Here is a 19,275-nt window from a genome sequence, read left to right as displayed (position 1 = left end):
GACATAAACCCATGAATGAAGAGTTGATCGACCTTCAGACCCGGCTGGCCTTCCAGGACGATGCCATCCAGGAACTGAACAGTACCGTTGCCCGGCAACAGAACCAGATCCTGGAGCTGCAGAAGGCCATTGAGCAGCTACGACAACAGGTTAAGACCCTCACCCCCTCCCAGGTAGCGTCACCCGACGAAGAGGCGCCACCCCCCCATTACTGAGCAGCCAAAAGACCACATGAAAAGCAAGGGTTATCTAGAACCCATAATTGGCAGCGATAGTATTCCCATTCCGAAAGCTGTATAAAAAATACTCAACATGCACTGTTCTATAAAGACTAGAGGCGCCATAGCGCTCATCAGCACATTCGTGCTCACCCTATCTTTTTCCGCAACAGCAGACGAAAACCTGGAAGAGACCAAGGCGAACTGCCACCTTGAAGGCCAGGGAGAGGGTCTGAGCGGACCCGACCTGGAAGAATTCATACATGATTGCGTGAAAGACCTGACCGGCCTCAACCTGGGCAACTCAATCGAGGTCAAAAAGGGCTTCGACGAGCAATAAACGACCCCCGGAAAAGCAATTTGAATCCGGTTGGATCAGGCGCGTACTGCACCTGATCCGGTCTTTTCAGTGGAATAGCTGCGCTGTAATCCAGCTTACGGCGTCATCCTAGCCTTGCGCCTGCAGCGCGGCAATACGCTCATTCAGGGGCGGGTGGCTCATGAACAGGCGCTTCAGGCCGTCCCCCAGTCCGCCGGCAATACCGAAGGCCGCGAACTGATCGGGAAGCGCATGGGGCTCATGCATCGACTGGAGACGCTGCAGGGCAGAGATTATCTTGCCCCGCCCGGCGAGCTGCGCCCCACCGGCATCCGCCCGGTACTCCCTGCGCCTGGAAAACCACATGACAATAGCACTGGCCAGAAATGCCAGTACCAGCTCTGCCACAATCGCCGTGATGTAGTAGGCGGGGCCATAGCCACGCTCTGTTTTGAACACCACCCGGCCCACAACGTGGCCGATCACCCGCGACAGGAACACCACGAAAGTATTCACAACCCCCTGGATCAGAGCCAGGGTCACCATGTCGCCATTGGCCACATGACTCACCTCGTGGGCCAGCACCGCCTCCACTTCATCCTGGTTCATATGCTGCAGCAGGCCGGCACTGACTGCCACCAGGGCATTGTTGCGATTCCAGCCGGTGGCGAAGGCATTGGGCTCAGGGGAGTTGAAGATGCCCACCTCGGGCATGCCGATGCCTGCCTGTTCGGCCTGGCGGCGCACCGTGTTCACCAACCAGTTTTCCGTGGATGTGGCCGGGGATTCGATCACGTGAACCCCCATGCTTCGCTTGGCCATCCACTTGGAGATGAAAAGCGACAGGAGGGAACCACTGAAACCGATCACCGCCGACATCACCAACAGGGCATTGAGATTCAGATCCACCTGGTTGCTCTGCAGGAGGCCTTCGATACCGAGAATGTGGAAGGTCAGGCTTATCACCACCAGGATTGCGGCATTGGTAGCGAGAAACAGTAATATGCGGGTCATGGACATCTCTCCGACAAAAACAACGCTTTGGAGAAAGATAGTGGCGATTAGCTGAAATACAACAGGCTTACAGGTTTCAGATTATTTGATTGGAGCCCCGCACTATCTGTTAGCAGGGCCTCAACGGTTTTTTACCACATCAGGTCATCGGGTATCTTGAAATCTGCATACGGATCATCCGAATCATCCTCGGTTTCCGGCTCGTTGCAGACGATGACGCTCTCCGCCGAACGATCGCCGATCTTCTCAGCCGCACCCGCCGGTACCACTTCGTATCGGCCATCCAGTTTGACAATGGCCAGCCGGCCCCTGCTCAACTGGCGGTGAATTGCTTCGGTCACATGGATACGCTGAACCTTGTTGCCATCACTGAAATTGTACGCCTGTTCACCCTCGTCCAGGGACAGTCGGTTCATCTCGATCAGTTGACGGACCTGGGCTGCAATCGCCTTCGCTTCGGCGGATTGCTGCTTCTGGCGGTTGAGCTCACGATCACGCTGGGCGGCCTCGGCGGCAATCTCCCGGGCACGCCGGGTCGACTCATCAACCTGTTTCTGTTTGCTGTGACGCTGGGCCTTCTCTTTCTGCTGTTTCGCCTTTTTCGCTTTGTTGACTTTCTTCTGGTCCGTCAGACCAGCCTTCAGCAATTGATCCTGCAATGAGCTACCCATAATCTGCTCCGAGTCCTAGTCCCGTTGAGGATTCACCGATTCACAAAGCGCAGAGTAATCCTCGTCCGCCAGCCCCATGTCGCGCCCCTTCTCCAATTGGGCAGAGAGGGCCTCGGGCACCGAGGGATCGATACCGCACTCCCGGGCCACCCGGGTAAAGAGATCCACATCCTTGATCAGGTGCTTCAGTGGAAAGTTGGGATTGGCGTAATCGTGGGTCATCATCTTGCCGAGCTTCTTGTCGAAAGTCGGCGCATAGAGGGCGCTGGTGCGCAGCAGCGCCATGAAACGCTCCACATCCAGCCCTTCGGAACGAACAAGACCCAAACTGAGAGAGAAGCCGGTGGTAAGGGAGGCAATCAGCTGGTTCATGGCCAACTTCAGGGCCGCACCCTGTCCCACAGCCCCAACCCGTTCAGGTGCCTGGCCCAGGGCCTCGAGCAGGGGCAGGCAGGCGTCGTAGTCCGCGGCATCGCCTCCGGCCATGATGATCAGTGTGCCGGCCTTGGCCTCAGGGATACTGCCCAGCACCGGGGCTTCCAGGTAGCGCGCGCCAGCCGCTTCACAACGGGCTGCGATCTCCCGGCTCTCTGCCAGCCCAATGGTGCCCATTTGCAGCACCCGTTTCCCGGCCAGGGACAGCTTGCTGCCTGTGGAAAAAAGCACACCCTCAATGGCCTTCTTGTCGCTCAGGGTCAGGACCAGGAGATCAGCAGCGCCCACGGCTGCCGCAAGATCACGACTGACCGCCAACCCCTGCTCTGCCGCCCGCTCCAGCTGCTCGCCACCCCGGTTCCAGCCGGTGATGTCGAACCCCTGCTGCTGCAGCCTCAAGGCGATGGGGATACCCATCAGGCCAAGACCGAGCTGTGCAATTTTCATAGACCGGCCGTTCAGCCTTCTGCGTGATAAGGCACGCTCAACTCGTGCACCGCATCCACCAGGGCACCGGCATGCTCCGGATTCACATTAGGATGAATACCGTGCCCCAGGTTGAAGACGTGCCCCGTGCCCTTGCCATAACTGGCGAGCACACGCCCCACCTCGTCGCGGATTCGCTCGGGTGATGCATAGAGAATGCAGGGATCGATATTGCCCTGCAGGGCCACCTTGTCCTGAACCCTTGCTCTGGCATCCGCCAGGTCGGTAGTCCAGTCCACACCCAGGCCGTCACAGCCGGTATCGGCCATCATCTGCAGCCACTGGCCGCCCCCCTTGGTGAAGAGGATGACAGGTACCTTGCGTCCTTCACTCTCGCGGGTCAGTCCCTCGACGATGCGTTGCATGTAGTCCAGGGAGAACTGCTTGTAGTCGCTGGGACTCAATACGCCACCCCAGGTATCGAAAATCATCAAAGCCTGGGCACCGGCAGCGACCTGTGCATTGAGATAGGCGATGACGGAGTCTGCAGTCTTCTCCAGCAAGGCATACATAAGATCGGGGCGATCGAACATCATGCCCTTCACCTGGGCGAAGTTCTTGGTGCCACCACCCTCCACCATGTAGGTGGCCAGGGTCCACGGGCTGCCTGAGAAGCCGATCAGGGGCACACGCCCGTCCAGCTCCCGGCGGATGGTGCGTACCGCATTCATCACGTATTTCAGTTCACCCTCCGGATCGGGTACACCCAGTGCCTCCACACCTGCAGCATCGCGAATCGGACGCTCAAACCTGGGACCCTCGCCCTCGGTGAAGTAGAGACCCAGGCCCATGGCGTCGGGGATGGTGAGGATATCGGAAAAGAGAATCGCCGCATCCAGGGAGAAACGATCCAGGGGCTGAATGGTGACTTCGCAGGCAAGTTCCGGGCTCTTGCACAGATCCATGAAGCTGCCCGCCTTGGCGCGGGTGGCCCGGTACTCGGGCAGGTAACGCCCGGCCTGGCGCATCATCCAGACAGGGGTCATATCAACAGGTTCGCGCATCAGGGCGCGAAGGAAACGATCGTTCTTCAGTTCGCTCACAGAAATATCCCCGGTAGTGACTAATTATTCTTATGCAAAAGAAATGGCGACCGAAGCCGCCATTCCCGTTCGATACCAATCAGCGTGGCAGATCGGATACACCCATCAGGTACTCATCCACCGCGCGGGCACATTGGCGACCCTCGCGGATCGCCCAGACCACCAGGGACTGGCCCCGACGCATGTCGCCTGCGGCGAAAACGCCATCGATGGAGGTCTTGTAGGCATCAACACCCTCGGTGTCGCCCTTGACGTTGCCGCGCTCATCCAGGTCCACGGCCAGCTCCTTGAGCATACCCTCGTGAACAGGGTGTGCAAAGCCCATGGCCAGGGTCACCAGATCGGCTTTGAGTTCGAACTCTGAGCCTTCGATCTCGTTCATTTTCCAGCTGCCACCCTCGTTTTCCCACTCGACCTTTACGCAGCGCACTGCTTTCACATTGCCGTTGCCGTCGTCCAGAAACTCCTTGGTGGCCACGCACCACATGCGCTCACATCCCTCTTCCTGGGAGGTGGAGGTGCGCATCTTGTTGGGCCAATAGGGCCAGGTGGTGCCCTTCTCTTCTTTCTCTGGGGGCTGGGGCAAGATCTCGATCTGGGTGACGGTAACCGCACCATGACGGTTAGAGGTACCGATACAGTCGGAGCCGGTATCACCACCACCGATGACCACAACGTGCTTGCCTTCAGCAGAGATGAACTCCTCATCGGGAATCACGTCACCCTGGACCCGGCGGCTGTTGGTGCGCAGGAAGTCCATGGCGAAATGGACGCCGCTGAGTTCACGACCGGGCACCGGCAGATCACGGGGCTGCTCCGAACCACCGGCCAGAACCACTGCATCGAACGCCTCCGACAGCTTCTTGGCAGGCAAATTGACGCCGATATGGGTGTTGGCGTGGAACTCTACACCCTCGGCACGCATCTGTGCCATGCGGCGATCGATCACTTTCTTGTTGAGCTTGAAGTCGGGAATACCGTAGCGCAACAGCCCGCCAATGCGGTTCTGGCGCTCGTAAACCGCAACAGAGTGACCGGCACGGGCCAACTGCTGGGCAGCTGCCAGGCCGGCAGGGCCTGATCCCACCACAGCAACACGCTTGCCGCTCTTGTGACGGGGTATCTGGGGCTGGATCCAGCCCTCTTCCCACGCCTTCTCCACGATGGAAAGCTCAACGTTCTTGATGGTGACCGGATCGTCCTGAAGATTCAGGGTACAGGCCTCCTGGCAGGGCGCAGGGCAGATACGACCGGTGAACTCCGGAAAGTTGTTGGTGGAGTGCAGCGTATCGATAGCCGACTGCCAGTCCTGCTTGTAGACCAGGTCGTTCCAGTCGGGAATGATGTTATTGACCGGACACCCCTGGTGGCAGAAGGGAATGCCGCAATCCATGCAGCGTGCACCCTGTATACCCATCTCGTCATCGGTCAGGGGAATGCTGAACTCGTCATAATGAGTGACCCGGTCGGATACCGGCGCGTAGCTCCGGTCCTGGCGTGGATACTCCATGAAACCTGTGGGCTTACCCATGATCAGTGACTCCCCTTGACTGCTTCACTGCCTGCGGACTGCTGCTGCGCCTGAAGCTCTTTCAGGGCACGGCGATAATCCACCGGCATAACCTTTACAAATTTCGGCAGATACTCGTTCCAGTTGTCGAGGATCTTCCGGGCCACGGCACTGTCGGTGTAGTGCATGTGGTTCTCGATGAGCTGACGCAGGCGGATAGCGTCGAAGCGGGTCATGTCGTGGCTGACGTCCACGCGACCCTTGGTCTCGAGATCGCCCCCCTGGTGGTCCAGGGCCTCCAGCGCGTCGTCCTCTTCCTGGATCGGTTCGAGTTCGACCATGGAGAGGTTGCAGCGCTGCTCGAAGTTACCTTCCTCATCCAGCACGTAGGCGATACCGCCGGACATGCCTGCCGCGAAGTTGCGACCGGTAGAACCAAGACAGACCACCACACCACCGGTCATGTACTCGCAGCCATGGTCGCCGAGTCCCTCGATGACCGCGGTGGCACCGGAGTTGCGCACGCAAAAACGCTCACCCGCAACGCCGCGGAAGTAACACTCACCGCTGATGGCGCCGTAGAGCACGGTGTTGCCGACGATGATGTTATCTTCAGCCTTCTCGATGGCGGATTCTGCTGGCGGATAGATCACCAGGCGGCCACCTGAGAGGCCCTTGCCGACGTAGTCGTTGCCCTCGCCCACCAGCTCTATGGTGATACCCTTCGCCACCCAGGCGCCGAAGGACTGGCCCGCGGTTCCCTTGGCATTGATGTAGATGGTGTCGTCGGGCAGACCGGCGTGGCCGTATTTCTCAGCTACGCGACCGGAGAGCATGGTGCCGAAGGTACGGTTGTAGTTGTGAATATCGATATCGATCTTCACCGCTTCGCCACTCTCCAGGGCTGGCTTGGCCTGCTCTATCAACTGGTGGTCGATGGCCTTGTCGAGACCGTGGTCCTGGCCTTCGTTGTTGTAGACAACCTCGCCCTCTTCGGTCATCGGCTTGGCAAGAATGCGGGAGAAGTCCAGCCCTTTTGCCTTCCAGTGGTCGATGGCCTGGCGCATATCCAGGTGGTCCATCTGGCCGATCATGTCATCGAACTTGCGGAAGCCCAGCTTGGCCATCAGGCGACGGACCTCCTCGGCAACGAAGAAGAAGTAGTTGACCACGTGTTCGGGTTTCCCGGTGAAGCGCTTGCGCAGTTCGGGATCCTGGGTGGCCACACCAACCGGGCAGGTGTTGAGGTGGCACTTGCGCATCATTATGCAACCCTCGACGATCAGCGGCGCAGTGGCGAAACCAAATTCGTCGGCACCCAGCAGGGCGCCTACCACCACGTCGCGGCCGGTACGCATGCCGCCGTCAACCTGTACCGCGATGCGGTTACGCAGCTTGTTCAGCACCAGGGTCTGGTGGGTTTCCGCCAGGCCGATCTCCCAGGAGGAGCCGGCGTGCTTGATGGACGTCAGCGGGCTGGCGCCGGTACCGCCGTCGTAACCGGAGATGGTCACGTGATCCGCATGGGCCTTTGAAACGCCCGCCGCAACCGTACCGACACCCACTTCGGATACGAGCTTCACCGAGATGCGTGACTTGGGCTGCACGTTCTTCAGGTCGTGGATCAGCTGCGCCAGGTCCTCGATGGAGTAGATGTCGTGGTGAGGCGGAGGGGAAATCAGGCCGACACCCGGCGTTGAGTGACGCACTCGGGCGATCTGCCTGTTCACCTTGTGGCCGGGCAGCTGGCCACCCTCGCCGGGCTTGGCACCCTGGGCCATCTTGATCTGGATATCGTCAGAGTTCACCAAGTACTCGGCGGTTACACCAAAACGGCCCGATGCCACCTGCTTGATGGCGGAACGCTCCGGGTTGGTGGAACCGTCTGCCAGCGGGCTGAAACGCTCTGGCTCCTCACCGCCCTCACCGGTGTTGGACTTGCCGCCGATCCGGTTCATGGCCACTGCCAGCGTGGAATGAGCCTCGTAGGAGATGGAGCCGAACGACATGGCACCGGTAGCGAAGCGCTTTACGATCTCCTTTGCAGGCTCCACCTCGTCCAGGGAAAGTTCATTATCCGCAAACCTGAAATCGAACAGGCAGCGGAAGGTGAGCAGTTTCTCTTCCTGCTCGTTCACCGCCCTGGAGAACTCCTCGTAGCTCTTCCAGTCGTTGGAACGGGAGGCGTGCTGTACCTTGGCAATGGTATCCGGGGTCCAAACGTGGTCTTCGCCACGCAGGCGGTAGGCGTAGTCGCCACCCACATCCAGGTGCTTATGGTAGATCGGCTTGTTGCCGAAAGCATCGGCGTGCCAGCGCACTGCCTCTTCAGCCACCTCAGGCAGGCCAACACCTTCCACGGTGGTCGCGGTACCGGTGAAGAACTCGTCGATGAACGGCGTGGAGAGGCCCACGGCATCGAAGATCTGTGCACCGCAGTAGGACTGGTAAGTGGAGATGCCCATCTTGGACATCACCTTCTTCAGGCCCTTGCCGACAGCCTTGATGTAGCGCTTCTGGGCCTCTTCGAAAGAGAGATCCTCGGGCAGGCTGGGCAGCAGGGACTGAATGGTGTCGAACGCCACGTAGGGGTTGACCGCCTCCGCGCCGTAGCCGGCGAGGGTCGCAAAGTGGTGCACTTCGATGGCGGCACCGGACTCGATCACCAGGCCGGACTCGGTTCTCAGCCCCTTGCGAATCAGGTGGTGATGCACGGCAGAGGTGGCCAGCAGCGAGGGAATCGCCACGAAGTCGGCATCCACGTTACGGTCCGAGAGGATAAGAATGTTGTAGCCGTCCAGTACTGCCTTTTCGGCTGCATCGCAGAGTGAGGCCAGGGCGTCGCGCATCCCTTCAGGGCCCTGCTCCGCCGGGTAGCAGATATCCAGGGTGCGCGTACGGAAGGCGCCACCGGTATTGTCCTCGATGTTTCGGATGCGCTCCAGGTCGGTGTTGGTCAGTACCGGCTGGTTCACCTCCAGGCGCATGTTGGACTCGCCGTCCACCATGCCCAACAGGTTGGGGCGGGGACCGATCAGCGACACCAGGGACATCACGATCTCTTCACGGATCGGGTCGATGGGCGGATTGGTCACCTGGGCGAAGTTCTGCTTGAAATAGTTGGACAGGTGCTTGGGTCTGCCGGAGAGTACGGCTGGCGGGTTGTCCGCGCCCATGGAGCCGGTAGCCTCCTGGCCGGTCAGCACCATCGGGGTAAGCAGGAACTTGATGTCCTCCTGGGTGTAACCGAAGGCCTGCTGTGCATCCAGCAGGGTCTCCGCATCAGGCGTCATGGCACCCACTGCCTCGGGCAGCCCGTCCAGCTTGATCTGGGTCGTGTCCAGCCAGTCCCGGTAGGGTTTGGCGGTTGAGAGCTGCTCCTTGAGCTCAACATCGTCAATAATGCGGCCCTGTTCCATGTCGATGAGGAACATCTTGCCAGGCTGCAGGCGCCACTTCTTGACGATCTTCTCTTCGGGTATCTCCAGTACACCCATCTCCGAGGCCATCAATACCAGGCCGTCCTCGGTGATCAGGTAGCGGGCGGGGCGCAGGCCATTACGGTCCAGGGTGGCGCCAATCTGGCGGCCATCGGTAAAGGCAACAGCTGCCGGACCATCCCACGGCTCCATCAGGGCCGCATGGTACTCGTAGAAGGCGCGGCGTTTTTCGTCCATCAGTGGATTGTCGGACCAGGCCTCGGGGATCAGCATCATCATGGCGTGGGCCATGGAGTAACCGCCCTGCACCAACAGCTCAAGCGCGTTGTCGAAACAGGCGGAATCGGACTGCCCTTCAGGAATCAGGGGCCACACCTTCTCCAGGTCATCGCCAAGAATCTCGGAGGCCATGGAGTGCTTGCGCGCCGCCATCCAGTTGACGTTGCCCCGCAAGGTGTTGATCTCACCATTATGGGCGATCATGCGGAACGGGTGAGCCAGGTCCCAGGTAGGAAAGGTATTGGTAGAGAAGCGCTGATGCACCAGGGCCAGCGCAGACTCCATGTGCTCATCCTTCAGATCGGGGAAGTACTCACCAACCTGGTCTGCCAGCAGCATACCCTTATAGGTAATGGTGCGGGAGGACATGGAGGTGAAATAGAACGCCTCCTTGTCTTCAATCTGGGATTCACGAATGACCTTGTCGATCTGCTTGCGGATGACAAAAAGCTTGCGCTCGAAAGTGTCCTGATCGGCGCAGTTGTCTCCCCGGCCGATAAAAACCTGGCGGTTTACCGGTTCGGTGGGAACGACACTGTAACCCAGGCCCGAGCTGTCGACCGGTACGTCACGCCAGCCGATAATGCGCTGACCTTCGCTCTCGGCGAAACGGGTAACGGTTGCCTCCGCTTCGGCACGTGCCGCATCGTCGCGGGGAAGAAACAGGTGACCTACGGCGTAGGCACCGGACTCCGGCAGATCAAAATCAACTACAGCGCGAAAAAAAGCGTCCGGCAACTGGATCAGGATGCCTGCACCGTCGCCCGCGCGGGGATCGGCGCCCACAGCGCCGCGGTGGGTCAGGCGCTCCAGGATCCCCAAGCCCTGCTCGATGATCTTGTGGGTCTTGCGTCCCTTGATATCCGCTACAAAACCGACACCACAGGCATCATGTTCGTTACGGGGGTCATACAACCCCTGCTTCGGTGGCAAAGCCCCTTGGCTCATCGCAAACCTCGTCTTATTTCAGGCAGGGATGAAACCCCTACCTTTTTCTATCTGTTGGACTACACACCCCGGCAATTGAACCGGGGCCACCAATGCCACCCATTCTCGGCTTTCCAAAAGTCAGCCGGAACCGGCGAACGGAACCGGCGAACGGAACCGGCGAACGGAACCGGCGAACGGAACCGGCGAACGGAACCGCGTAGGATACTGGAGAATTGGCAATCAGGCCAGTTTTTTGAACCCGCATCGGGGAAAAATATTCGTATCAAAAAATGTGGAAAAGGATCTTTTCAGCGTTTTTTGATTGTGTCCTGAATCGAAGCGTAGGATCTGGGCCAGACGCCGGTCTTGTTTATGTTTAAACCAGCTGGCAATTGCTCACGACCTTTAACTGCAGCCTCTCTATTGGCAAATACCCCGTAAACCACCGAGTACCAGGGACGCCCGTTCAAGGTTGAGCGAAAGACCCTGCCACTACCTGTAATACCATGTTTTGAAATGAATTTTTTTGCTGCCGCCTCGCTGCCAAGGCCGACAAGCTGAAGCGTATAGTCGGTTGGCTTCTGCCTCAGGAACCAGGCGTAAGGGTCATGGCCGGCTTCTCTCACCAGCGCTGACGCCGGAGCCACATCCTGTTTGACTACAGCTGTTGTCACCTGCCCCTTGATTTCAACCTCTTGCGCAAGGGTGGCCAGTGAACTCGAGCCCGCGTCCTCCTCCGAAGGGGATTCCTTGGCTGCTTCAGCGAGTTGTGGCTGCACACTCACCCCTTCTTCAGAGACAGTCACCTCGGACGCTACATCCACCGCCGGGGACTCTACCAGTCCCTCCTGGTCCTGGCTCAATCCCGCATCTGCAACAACCGGGGTGGCTGCATCATCCACCGACCGCGACGGCTCTGCCTCGCTCACCTCCTGCGGCTTTTCAACACCGGGCGACTTGACGGCCGGAACCGAGGCCTTTGCCTCCTCTTCTGCGGGAAGCTGCAGGGGAACCACCTTTTCTCTAGCTGTGCTGATTTCAGGCAAAACCTGCTCAGCCAACTTTTCATCTTCGAACAGTGTGTTTATGTGATCCTGGAATATCAAGGCAGCCACAACGAGCAAGACTACCAGGCCAATACCAATAAGCGCTGGCCCAGACAAATCCGAAAGGAGCCCCCTCCCTGATGCCTTTGCCTCCGGAAGATCCGGATCCGGTCCTTGACCCAACAGCTCACGAACACGGGCTTCAATTATCGACGGTATTCCACGGCTCTCTTTGATCAGGCGCTCAACAGCCTGCTCCTTTACAGGAAAACTGGTTTGGTCCATGCCATGCCCGGCAAGGATATGCTGAACATAGGCCTTCGCCTGATCCGCATCAAATGGGTGTAGATCCAGAATCTGCAGTGACTGCAGGTTCATCGCCTGGATCTGGGGTGTCTTCAGGTGTCCATCAATCTCCGGGTCCGCAAACAGAACCACCTTAACAAGCGGGAGTTCACCGACTCTCCTCTCGGAAAGCCTCAGTAATGCAATAATCGTGGATACCGGTAGGAGATGGGCATCATCCACTGCAACAACGACCAAAACGCCTTCGTTTTGGAGATCCTCGAACCGGCGCACCAAGGTATCGACACTTACGCCTTCCAGCGCCTGAACACACAGCCCCAGGCGATCAAACAACTGCTCGGGCTGCAGCATCGGATCCGCTAAAATCCTGCACATCTGCCAATTCGGCTGCGCTTTCAGCTCAAGCCGGTCAAGCATCATCGTCTTACCTAGCCCCTGCCCGCCTCTCACCAGGGGAATACGGTCACTGTTTTCAGCCAGGTGAAACAGCAGATCGAGACGCTGATCCAGCTCAGGCAGCGAAAAATAGTCCTCTTCTGATTTCAGGCCGAAATCAGTCATAGCTCCGCCAGTTTGTTGCTCCTGGTTTCTATCTTCCGTATTCATCCAAGGTATTCTGCAGTTCTGCAGTATCAAAATCACCAGTTATAACGGACTGACCCAATCCCTGCATCAAGACCAGCCGCAGCTTGCCAGAGACCACTTTCTTATCCACTGCCATCAATTCCAGAAACTGGCTACGTCCGATATTCTCAGGCGGCACTGTTGGCAGATTTGCCTTGCTGACAAGCTCAACAATGCGGTACAGTTTCTCGGCAGACAACCAACCAAGGCGTCGCGAGAGTTCGCCGGCCATGCACACGCCCGCAGCGACAGCTTCACCATGGAGCCACTCCCCATAACCGACACCGGTTTCAATGGCGTGCCCGAACGTGTGACCCAAATTGAGCAGTGCCCGCTTCCCGGCTTCAAGCTCATCAGCGGCAACAACGTCTGCCTTGTCCTGACAGGATCGCTCTATTGCATAAATCAGGGCTTCCGGCTCCCTGGAAAGGAGTCGTTCAATATTGGACTCCAACCATTCAAAAAATGGCAAATCGCTGATCAAACCGTATTTTATGACTTCAGCCAATCCAGCGGACAGCTGACGATCATCCAGGGTATTCAGCGAATCCGTATCCGCGATGACACACCGGGGCTGATAAAAAGCACCGATCATGTTTTTCCCCAAAGGATGGTTTACCCCGGTTTTCCCTCCCACTGACGAGTCAACCTGGGCAAGCAGGGTAGTCGGCACCTGGATAAAGTGCACGCCTCGCTGGTAGCAGGCAGCCGCAAATCCGGCTATATCGCCAACCACGCCGCCACCCAGCGCCAAAACCGTACACTGCCTGTCAAACCTGCGTTCCAACAGGCCATCGAAAATCCGCTGCCATGTCTCCAGGGTTTTGTACTTTTCGCCGTCTGGAAGCACAACGGTCTCCACCTGGTAGTCACCGAGCGCTGCGAGTACCTGCTTCAGATAAAGCGGACCGACAGTCTCATTCGTAACCACCATCACCCGCTCCCCCGGGATATGGCGGCGATAGATCTCTGCATCACCCAAAAGACCGGAGCCGATATAGATCGGATAACTTCTGACCCCCAGGTCAACATTCAAAATTCGGGTATCTGCACTCATATTTAGCTAACAACCATGAAAAACAATGTAAATCGCATGAAACCGCCAACAGTCGGCAATTTTTCAAACCGGCACTGAACTGTCCAAGTCACTCCTGAATCTTACGCATGATCTCCTTTGCAACAGACGCGGCACTACGCTTTTCACTCTGCACCACGATGTCAGCGACTTGTCTGTAGAGCGGATCACGCTGCTCCATCAGGGCCTTGAGCCTGGAGAGTGGATCTTCAGTCTGAAGTAGTGGGCGACTCCTGTCCCGCAAGGTGCGTTCATACTGCTGCTCGGGACTGCAATACAGGTAGACGACAAACCCACGCCCCGAAAGCCATCCCCGGTTTTCAGGATCAAGAACCGCACCACCACCGGTAGCAAGCACAATCCCTTCGCGCTGGGTCAGCTCATCGATGACCGCTTTTTCGCGCCTCCGGAACCCATCTTCACCCTCAAAATCGAAAATAGTCGGGATATCAACGCCGGTCCTGCGCTGCAACTCCTTGTCGCTGTCATCAAAATCCAGGCCCAACAGTTCAGCCAGCTGGCGGCCTATCGTTGTTTTGCCTGCACCCATGGGGCCGACCAGGAAAATATTCTTAATGCGCGTCATAGAGGAGATATGCCAGATAACTTCGCTGCTGGCAAGAACAACAAAGATAAAAAAAGGGCCTGCCAAACGGCAGGCCCTCTAATTTCGGATAATTCACATCCTGTTATCGAGCGCCCAATGAATCCTTCAGGATCTTGGGTGTCACAAAGATCAGCAGCTCCTTGTTATCATCCCTCCGCAGCTCTGTCTTGAACAGAAAACCGACATAGGGGAGATCGCCAAAGAAAGGAATCCGCTCGATGCTGCTGGAGTCGGTCTTTTCAAATACACCACCCAGCACGACCGTCTCACCATTGTCGACCAGGACCGTGGTATCAATTTCCCTGGTATCCACCGGGGGCACACCACCAACCGATCTGGAGAAATCGGGATTATCCTTAGATATATTCAACTCCATGATCACACGGTCATCCGGAGTAATCTGAGGCGTTACGTCGAGCCTGAGCACAGCTTCTTTGAACGAAACGCTGGTAGCACCGCTGGAAGAGGCCTCCTGGTAAGGAATCTCCACACCCTGCTTGATGCTTGCAGGAGATTTGTCGGAGGTAATCACCCTGGGACTGGAAACGATCTCGCCCCGCCCTTCCTGTTGCAGCGCCTGCAATTCGAGCTGGAGGAGATATGAACCAACCTTGCCGATAAGCAGGTTGAAACCACCGCCTCGCTTTTGCGCGTTTGCTGCCGGCAGATTCACCAGGAGGTTTTCCTTACCTCCGGTATTGATGCCCGCACCCTCATCCATGAATTTACCGGTATCAAGGTCGGCGGTACCATCGAGGCGACCGGGCTGAGCGCCGCCAATCAACACTTCATTGTCCAGAATGGAGTTTGAACGATTGAAGCCAAGCCTTACGCCCATCTCGTTGAGGAAGTCGTCGTTGGCAATGACCACCCGGGATTCAATCAATACCTGCCTGACAGGCACATCCAGCTTGGATATCAGTCGCCTGATATCCTCGAGTTTGGCGGCTGTATCCCGTACCAGCAGGGTGTTGGTCCGCTCATCCACCGCCACATTGCCTCTCTCCGGACTCAGCAACTGGTTGCTTTCACCTTTCAGCAGCTTCGCGATATCTTCCGCCTTGGCATAGCTCAGCTGAATAAACTCGGAATAGAGCGGAGCCAGCTCCTCTATCCGTTTCTGGGATTCCAGCTCCAGTTTCTCTCGCGCAGCAATTTCCTCAGTAGGCGCAATCAGGACCACGTTACCGTTCTTGCGCATGGAAAGACCCCGGGCCTTCAGGATGATATCCAGCGCCTGATCCCAGGGTACATTTTTCAACCGCAAGGTAATGTTTCCTGTAACCGTATCGGAAGTCACCAAGTTGAAGCCAGTGAAATCAGCCAGCAACTGGAGTACAGAACGCACCTCGATGTCCTGGAAATTGAGGGATAGACGCTCACCCTCGAAGGTTTTCTTGGCGCGCTGCATGGCCTCTTCCTCTTCCTTGGTCAGTGGCCTGAACTCCACGGTGAACAGCTCGTCCGCCTGGTAAGCCAGATGCTCATAGTGGCCTTCTGGTTGTATTTCAACATGTACGCCGTCACCTTGCGCAGAAACCTCGAATACCCGAACGGGGGTGGCGAAATCGCCCACATCGAATTTACGCATCAGGCGTTCCGGGAGTGCCGTATCGAGGATATCGAGCACGACGCGACCGCCCTCTTCACGCATATCAACAACAGCAGAGGCATCATTCAACTGAATTTGAATCCGGCCTTCCCCTTCAGGGCCCCGCCGAAAATCGACGTTTTCCACTCTGCGCTCTGCCGCTACTGCGGTAGTCGCCCCCCCCTCGCCTGACATGGCCTTCGTCGGTCGGGCCTGCGCCACTGCTGCGCTACCGCCTTCGACAGTAACGAACACCTTGTTGTCCCGAACCTCGATTGAATGCCCAACGGAACTAACCAGGCTGACCACCACGCGGGTCCGTCCACCTGCTTCAATTGCAGTGACGCTTCGCGCCATGCCCACGCCGATGGTCTGATTTTTCTGCGCCAGGCCATTGGCCATGCCATAAAAATCCATCGCGATACGGGCAGGGTTGTCGGTAGTAAATGTTGTTGGATCAGCAACCGGATTTTCTGCAGTAAGCGTAATCCTTACGCTGTTTCCCGGAAGCGTTGAGAAGCTGACATCTTTCAGCACATTATCCGCTGCAAAAACAGGCATCGCACCGGCCAACAGTAAAACCAGCAAGACGCAGCCCCAAAGCCCGGAATACCGGCGATGATTATGACGATCGCGACCCATCCGTCTCAGCTGTCCACTTACACTCGGTTTCTTAATCATTGTTCATACCCCTGAATTACTCTGTCAGCGCCAGTGAGGCCTGCCGTTCCCGGTAGCCGCCCTGCCCATCCGGTATAATTTCCGTCAAATCAGCCGCCGTTTCCGTGATTCGGGTAATTTGACCATGGTGCTTACCCATGTAGTTACCCACTTGCACGCGGTAAATCGTTTTCTCCCTGGTCTGTATCAATGCCCAGCGACCCTCATCCTGTTCCAGTATGCCCACCATGCGTAAGGCATCCAGTTCGTAATTCTCGAGCTCTTCCTTGCGCCGTATGGTATCAGGCGAGACTCCCCCTGTAGCAATCTCACCCTCCTGGGCCTCTTCCTCAACCAGAAAAAACGGATCCCGGCCTGCACCTACAAATGCATAGGTCTCCACCTGTTTTATCTCTGGCAGTGGTTCGATATGTCCAGCTTTTCGAGACTTGACCTCTTGCACATACTTCTTGAGGTCAGACATGTCGCCCGCACAGCCCAGCAGAGACAGTGGAACGAGGCAAATAATGACAGATCTCAGAAATCGAGTTATCGGGCTCCTCATTGTCCGCCCTCCTCGATATACCGGTAGGTTTTAGCTGTTGCCGTCATGATCAATGGATTCTCGATTGTTGTATCCTTGACCGGCGTGATATCCACATTGTGCATGGTCACAATTCGCGGCAGCGCCGACAAACCGCTGACAAACTCACCCAGTTCATGGTAGTTGCCATGTACCTTGAGCTTGATCGGCAACTCGGAATAGAACTCCCGCCGGACCTCTCCCTGGGGATCAAAGAGTTCAAACTCGAGCCCCGCAGCCAGCCCGGTTTGAGACACGTCCACCAGAAGGTCGGCAACTTCCGTCTTGTTGGGCAACTGCCGCAGCATGGCGCCGAAAGACTGCTTCATCTCTTCCAGCTGTTTCTTGTACTTTTCCAGGTTGACTGCTTTCGCCTGCTTCTCTTCAAACTCCTTACGCAGACTCAGCTCCCGCTGCTCAACTTTCTTCAGCGCCTTCAACTGATCTTCGGTGTTGAAGTAGTACCATCCCACACCGATACCTATACATAGGATCAGCACCAGGACCGTCTTGACCGGCATAGGCCAATCACCGATGTTACTTAAGTCCAGTTCGTTAAGATCTTGGAGATTCACAGCTGCTACCTCCCGGACTTCTTGGCTGGCTTGGGTGTGACTTGTTTAGCCTTGAGATCGAAGCTGCTGATCTCATCTACACCACCTTTGCCTTTGCTTTTGCTGGAAATGATTTCGAGATTCGGGACAGACAACCACTTTGACGCATCGATATTACGCATGTAGGTGGATACCCTCGCATTGGATTGTGCACGGCCTTTCATGGTCAGCGAACGCCCTGATTGCTTTAAGCTGGTCAGGAACACGCCATCCGGAATAGTCGTTATCAATTCGTCAAACAGGTGGACGATTTCCGGCCGACTCCCCTGAAGCTCCTGAATAACATTCATTCGCGCAATCAGGCGAGCCTTTGTCCTCTCGATCTCCTGGATCTCCCGGATCTTCTTCTCAACTAAAGCAATCTCTTGTTTGAGGTAATTGTTGCGCTTGTTCTGATGCTTGATCATCCCATCGATGTAGAGGTACGCACCGCCACAACCAGCGGCAGTTACCAAAACAGCAACGAATGCGGCGATCCCGAAATTCCTCTGGCGCTTCTTGCGCAGATTCTCTCGCCAGGGTAGGAGGTTGATACGTGCCATCTTAGTCAAAACTCCTTAAGGCCAGTCCACACGTGATCATCAATGATGATGCATCGTTACTCAAACTCTGGGGTTTCACGTTTGAGGAGACCGACATATTGGCAAAAGGATTGGCGACGACGGTAGGCGTGCCAATCTTCTCTTCGATTAGCCCATCAACACCAGATATCGATGAACTGCCCCCAGCTAATACGATCTGGTCAACGCTATTGTAAGAACTGGAAGAGAAGAAGAACTGCAGGGATCGGCTCACTTGCTGGGCCATTGCCTCTTTGAATGGCTCCAGCACTTCAGGAACATAGTTGTCCGGCAAACCACCTTGCCGCTTCGCCATCCCCGCCTCTTCACGGGACAGACCGTATCGACGCTGAATCTCCTCGGTCAACTGCCTGCCGCCGAAGTTCTGTTCACGTGTATAGATGATTTTCCCGTTATGGAGAACATTCAGGGTTGTAGTGGTAGCCCCGATATCCGCCACAGCAATGATGTGATCATCACCCCGTTCCGGGAGCTGATCGGCAATTTGGGAAAACGCATTCTCCATTGCGTAGGCTTCAACATCGACAACATCGGCTGACAGTCCTGCGATTTCCAGGGCTGCAACACGATCATCGACATTTTCACTACGCGACGCCGCAAGCAGAACATCCACCATTTCCGGTTTTTTCTCCGCGACACCCAGCACCTCGAAATCCAGGTTCACCTCTTCAAGGGGGTAAGGAATGTATTGATCTGCCTCGAGCTGGATCTGGTTCTCCATCTCCATGTCAGAGAGCGAAGCGGGCATGGCAATGATCTTTGTAATCACCGCAGATCCGGAAACTGCGACCGCTGCCTGCCGGCTTTTGGTCCCGGAACGCTTGACTACATTCTTTATTGCCTGCCCAACCGCATCGACATCAGCAATGTTCTTTTCGACCACTGCATTTGCAGGCAGTGGCTCCACCGCATAGGATTCGACCCTATAGGTCGCCCCGGAGCGCCCCGAGGACTGACTCAACTCGAGCAGCTTCACAGTGGTGGAACTAATATCGATACCCAATAACGACTGTTTTGTGGACCCAAAAAAGGAGAACATCTTGTTTCCCTTAACGCAAAAATGCGACTTTAGAGATGATTTACAGGTTTTTCTTTAATTAGATTTCTTAACTATATAGCAATTAATGATTTTTTTGTGAAGTCTTTTTTAAAAACTGATATTTAATACCTATATTTGCTAGTATAGTCGCTCTTTCCAATACAGTATTCTGAATATCGTTTATTACAAATTCCGTGACCTGAC

Annotated in this window: 16 protein-coding genes; 2 read left to right on the top strand and 14 right to left on the bottom strand. The window is 56.4% G+C overall.

All coding sequences use genetic code 11. The features are described 5' to 3' along the window. The first annotated feature begins 11 nt into the window (after positions 1-11). Both BOW53_RS00175 and BOW53_RS00170 read left to right on the top strand, forming a co-directional pair. Positions 12-215, top strand: coding sequence for a SlyX family protein (locus BOW53_RS00175; protein ID WP_078485511.1), 204 nt, complete (start codon positions 12-14; stop codon positions 213-215). A 97-nt stretch (positions 216-312) separates the two neighbouring features. Beyond that, a complete protein-coding gene (locus BOW53_RS00170) occupies positions 313-558 on the top strand; it encodes a hypothetical protein (protein ID WP_135606927.1) in 246 nt (81 codons plus the stop codon). A 108-nt stretch (positions 559-666) separates the two neighbouring features. On the opposite strand, the gene htpX is transcribed toward BOW53_RS00170, so the two are convergent. From htpX to BOW53_RS00100, 14 genes are all read right to left on the bottom strand, one after another. Then, the gene (htpX, locus tag BOW53_RS00165; protein ID WP_078485509.1) at positions 667-1,551 is read right to left on the bottom strand and encodes a protease HtpX; all 885 of its coding nucleotides are present in this window, start codon (positions 1,549-1,551) and stop codon (positions 667-669) included. A 131-nt stretch (positions 1,552-1,682) separates the two neighbouring features. Next, positions 1,683-2,222, bottom strand: a complete 540-nt coding sequence (locus tag BOW53_RS00160) for a DUF2058 domain-containing protein (protein WP_078485508.1) — start codon at positions 2,220-2,222, stop codon at positions 1,683-1,685. Positions 2,223-2,237: 15 nt separating this feature from the next. After that, on the bottom strand, positions 2,238-3,104 hold the full coding sequence (locus BOW53_RS00155; RefSeq protein ID WP_078485507.1) for an NAD(P)-dependent oxidoreductase: 867 nt from the start codon (positions 3,102-3,104) through the stop codon (positions 2,238-2,240). 11 nt (positions 3,105-3,115) lie between these two features. Beyond that, entirely contained in the window at positions 3,116-4,186 is a 1,071-nt protein-coding gene (gene hemE, locus BOW53_RS00150) for a uroporphyrinogen decarboxylase (protein WP_078485506.1), read from the bottom strand. Between the two features lie 79 nt (positions 4,187-4,265). Then, complete coding sequence (locus tag BOW53_RS00145) at positions 4,266-5,717, bottom strand: glutamate synthase subunit beta (protein WP_078485505.1); 1,452 nt, start codon at positions 5,715-5,717, stop codon at positions 4,266-4,268. A gap of 2 nt (positions 5,718-5,719) precedes the next feature. Continuing rightward, entirely contained in the window at positions 5,720-10,363 is a 4,644-nt protein-coding gene (gltB, locus tag BOW53_RS00140; RefSeq protein ID WP_078485504.1) for a glutamate synthase large subunit, read from the bottom strand. Positions 10,364-10,653: 290 nt separating this feature from the next. Continuing rightward, positions 10,654-12,303, bottom strand: a complete 1,650-nt coding sequence (locus BOW53_RS00135) for an SPOR domain-containing protein (protein ID WP_078485503.1) — start codon at positions 12,301-12,303, stop codon at positions 10,654-10,656. Then, positions 12,287-13,378 carry a 3-dehydroquinate synthase gene (aroB, locus tag BOW53_RS00130; RefSeq protein ID WP_078485502.1) on the bottom strand — a complete coding sequence of 364 codons (1,092 nt, stop codon included), beginning with the start codon at positions 13,376-13,378 and terminating at the stop codon, positions 12,287-12,289. Before aroB ends, BOW53_RS00135 begins: the two co-directional genes overlap by 17 nt. An 88-nt stretch (positions 13,379-13,466) precedes the next feature. Continuing rightward, a complete protein-coding gene (gene aroK, locus BOW53_RS00125; protein WP_078485560.1) occupies positions 13,467-13,982 on the bottom strand; it encodes a shikimate kinase AroK in 516 nt (171 codons plus the stop codon). A 103-nt stretch (positions 13,983-14,085) separates the two neighbouring features. Next, positions 14,086-16,275 carry a type IV pilus secretin PilQ gene (locus BOW53_RS00120; protein WP_245831899.1) on the bottom strand — a complete coding sequence of 730 codons (2,190 nt, stop codon included), beginning with the start codon at positions 16,273-16,275 and terminating at the stop codon, positions 14,086-14,088. Positions 16,276-16,291: 16 nt separating this feature from the next. Beyond that, the gene (locus tag BOW53_RS00115) at positions 16,292-16,738 is read right to left on the bottom strand and encodes a pilus assembly protein PilP (protein ID WP_245831898.1); all 447 of its coding nucleotides are present in this window, start codon (positions 16,736-16,738) and stop codon (positions 16,292-16,294) included. Positions 16,739-16,815: 77 nt separating this feature from the next. Further along, positions 16,816-17,412 carry a type IV pilus inner membrane component PilO gene (locus BOW53_RS00110; protein WP_078485499.1) on the bottom strand — a complete coding sequence of 199 codons (597 nt, stop codon included), beginning with the start codon at positions 17,410-17,412 and terminating at the stop codon, positions 16,816-16,818. A 5-nt stretch (positions 17,413-17,417) separates the two neighbouring features. Then, positions 17,418-17,993 carry a PilN domain-containing protein gene (locus BOW53_RS00105; protein ID WP_078485498.1) on the bottom strand — a complete coding sequence of 192 codons (576 nt, stop codon included), beginning with the start codon at positions 17,991-17,993 and terminating at the stop codon, positions 17,418-17,420. Position 17,994: 1 nt separating this feature from the next. Next, the gene (locus BOW53_RS00100; protein WP_078485497.1) at positions 17,995-19,071 is read right to left on the bottom strand and encodes a pilus assembly protein PilM; all 1,077 of its coding nucleotides are present in this window, start codon (positions 19,069-19,071) and stop codon (positions 17,995-17,997) included. Positions 19,072-19,275 lie beyond the last annotated feature (204 nt).

Source organism: Solemya velesiana gill symbiont (assembly GCF_002020805.1).
GTDB lineage: Bacteria > Pseudomonadota > Gammaproteobacteria > Chromatiales > Chromatiaceae > Sedimenticola_A.
This window is presented reverse-complemented; position numbering and strand designations above follow the sequence as displayed.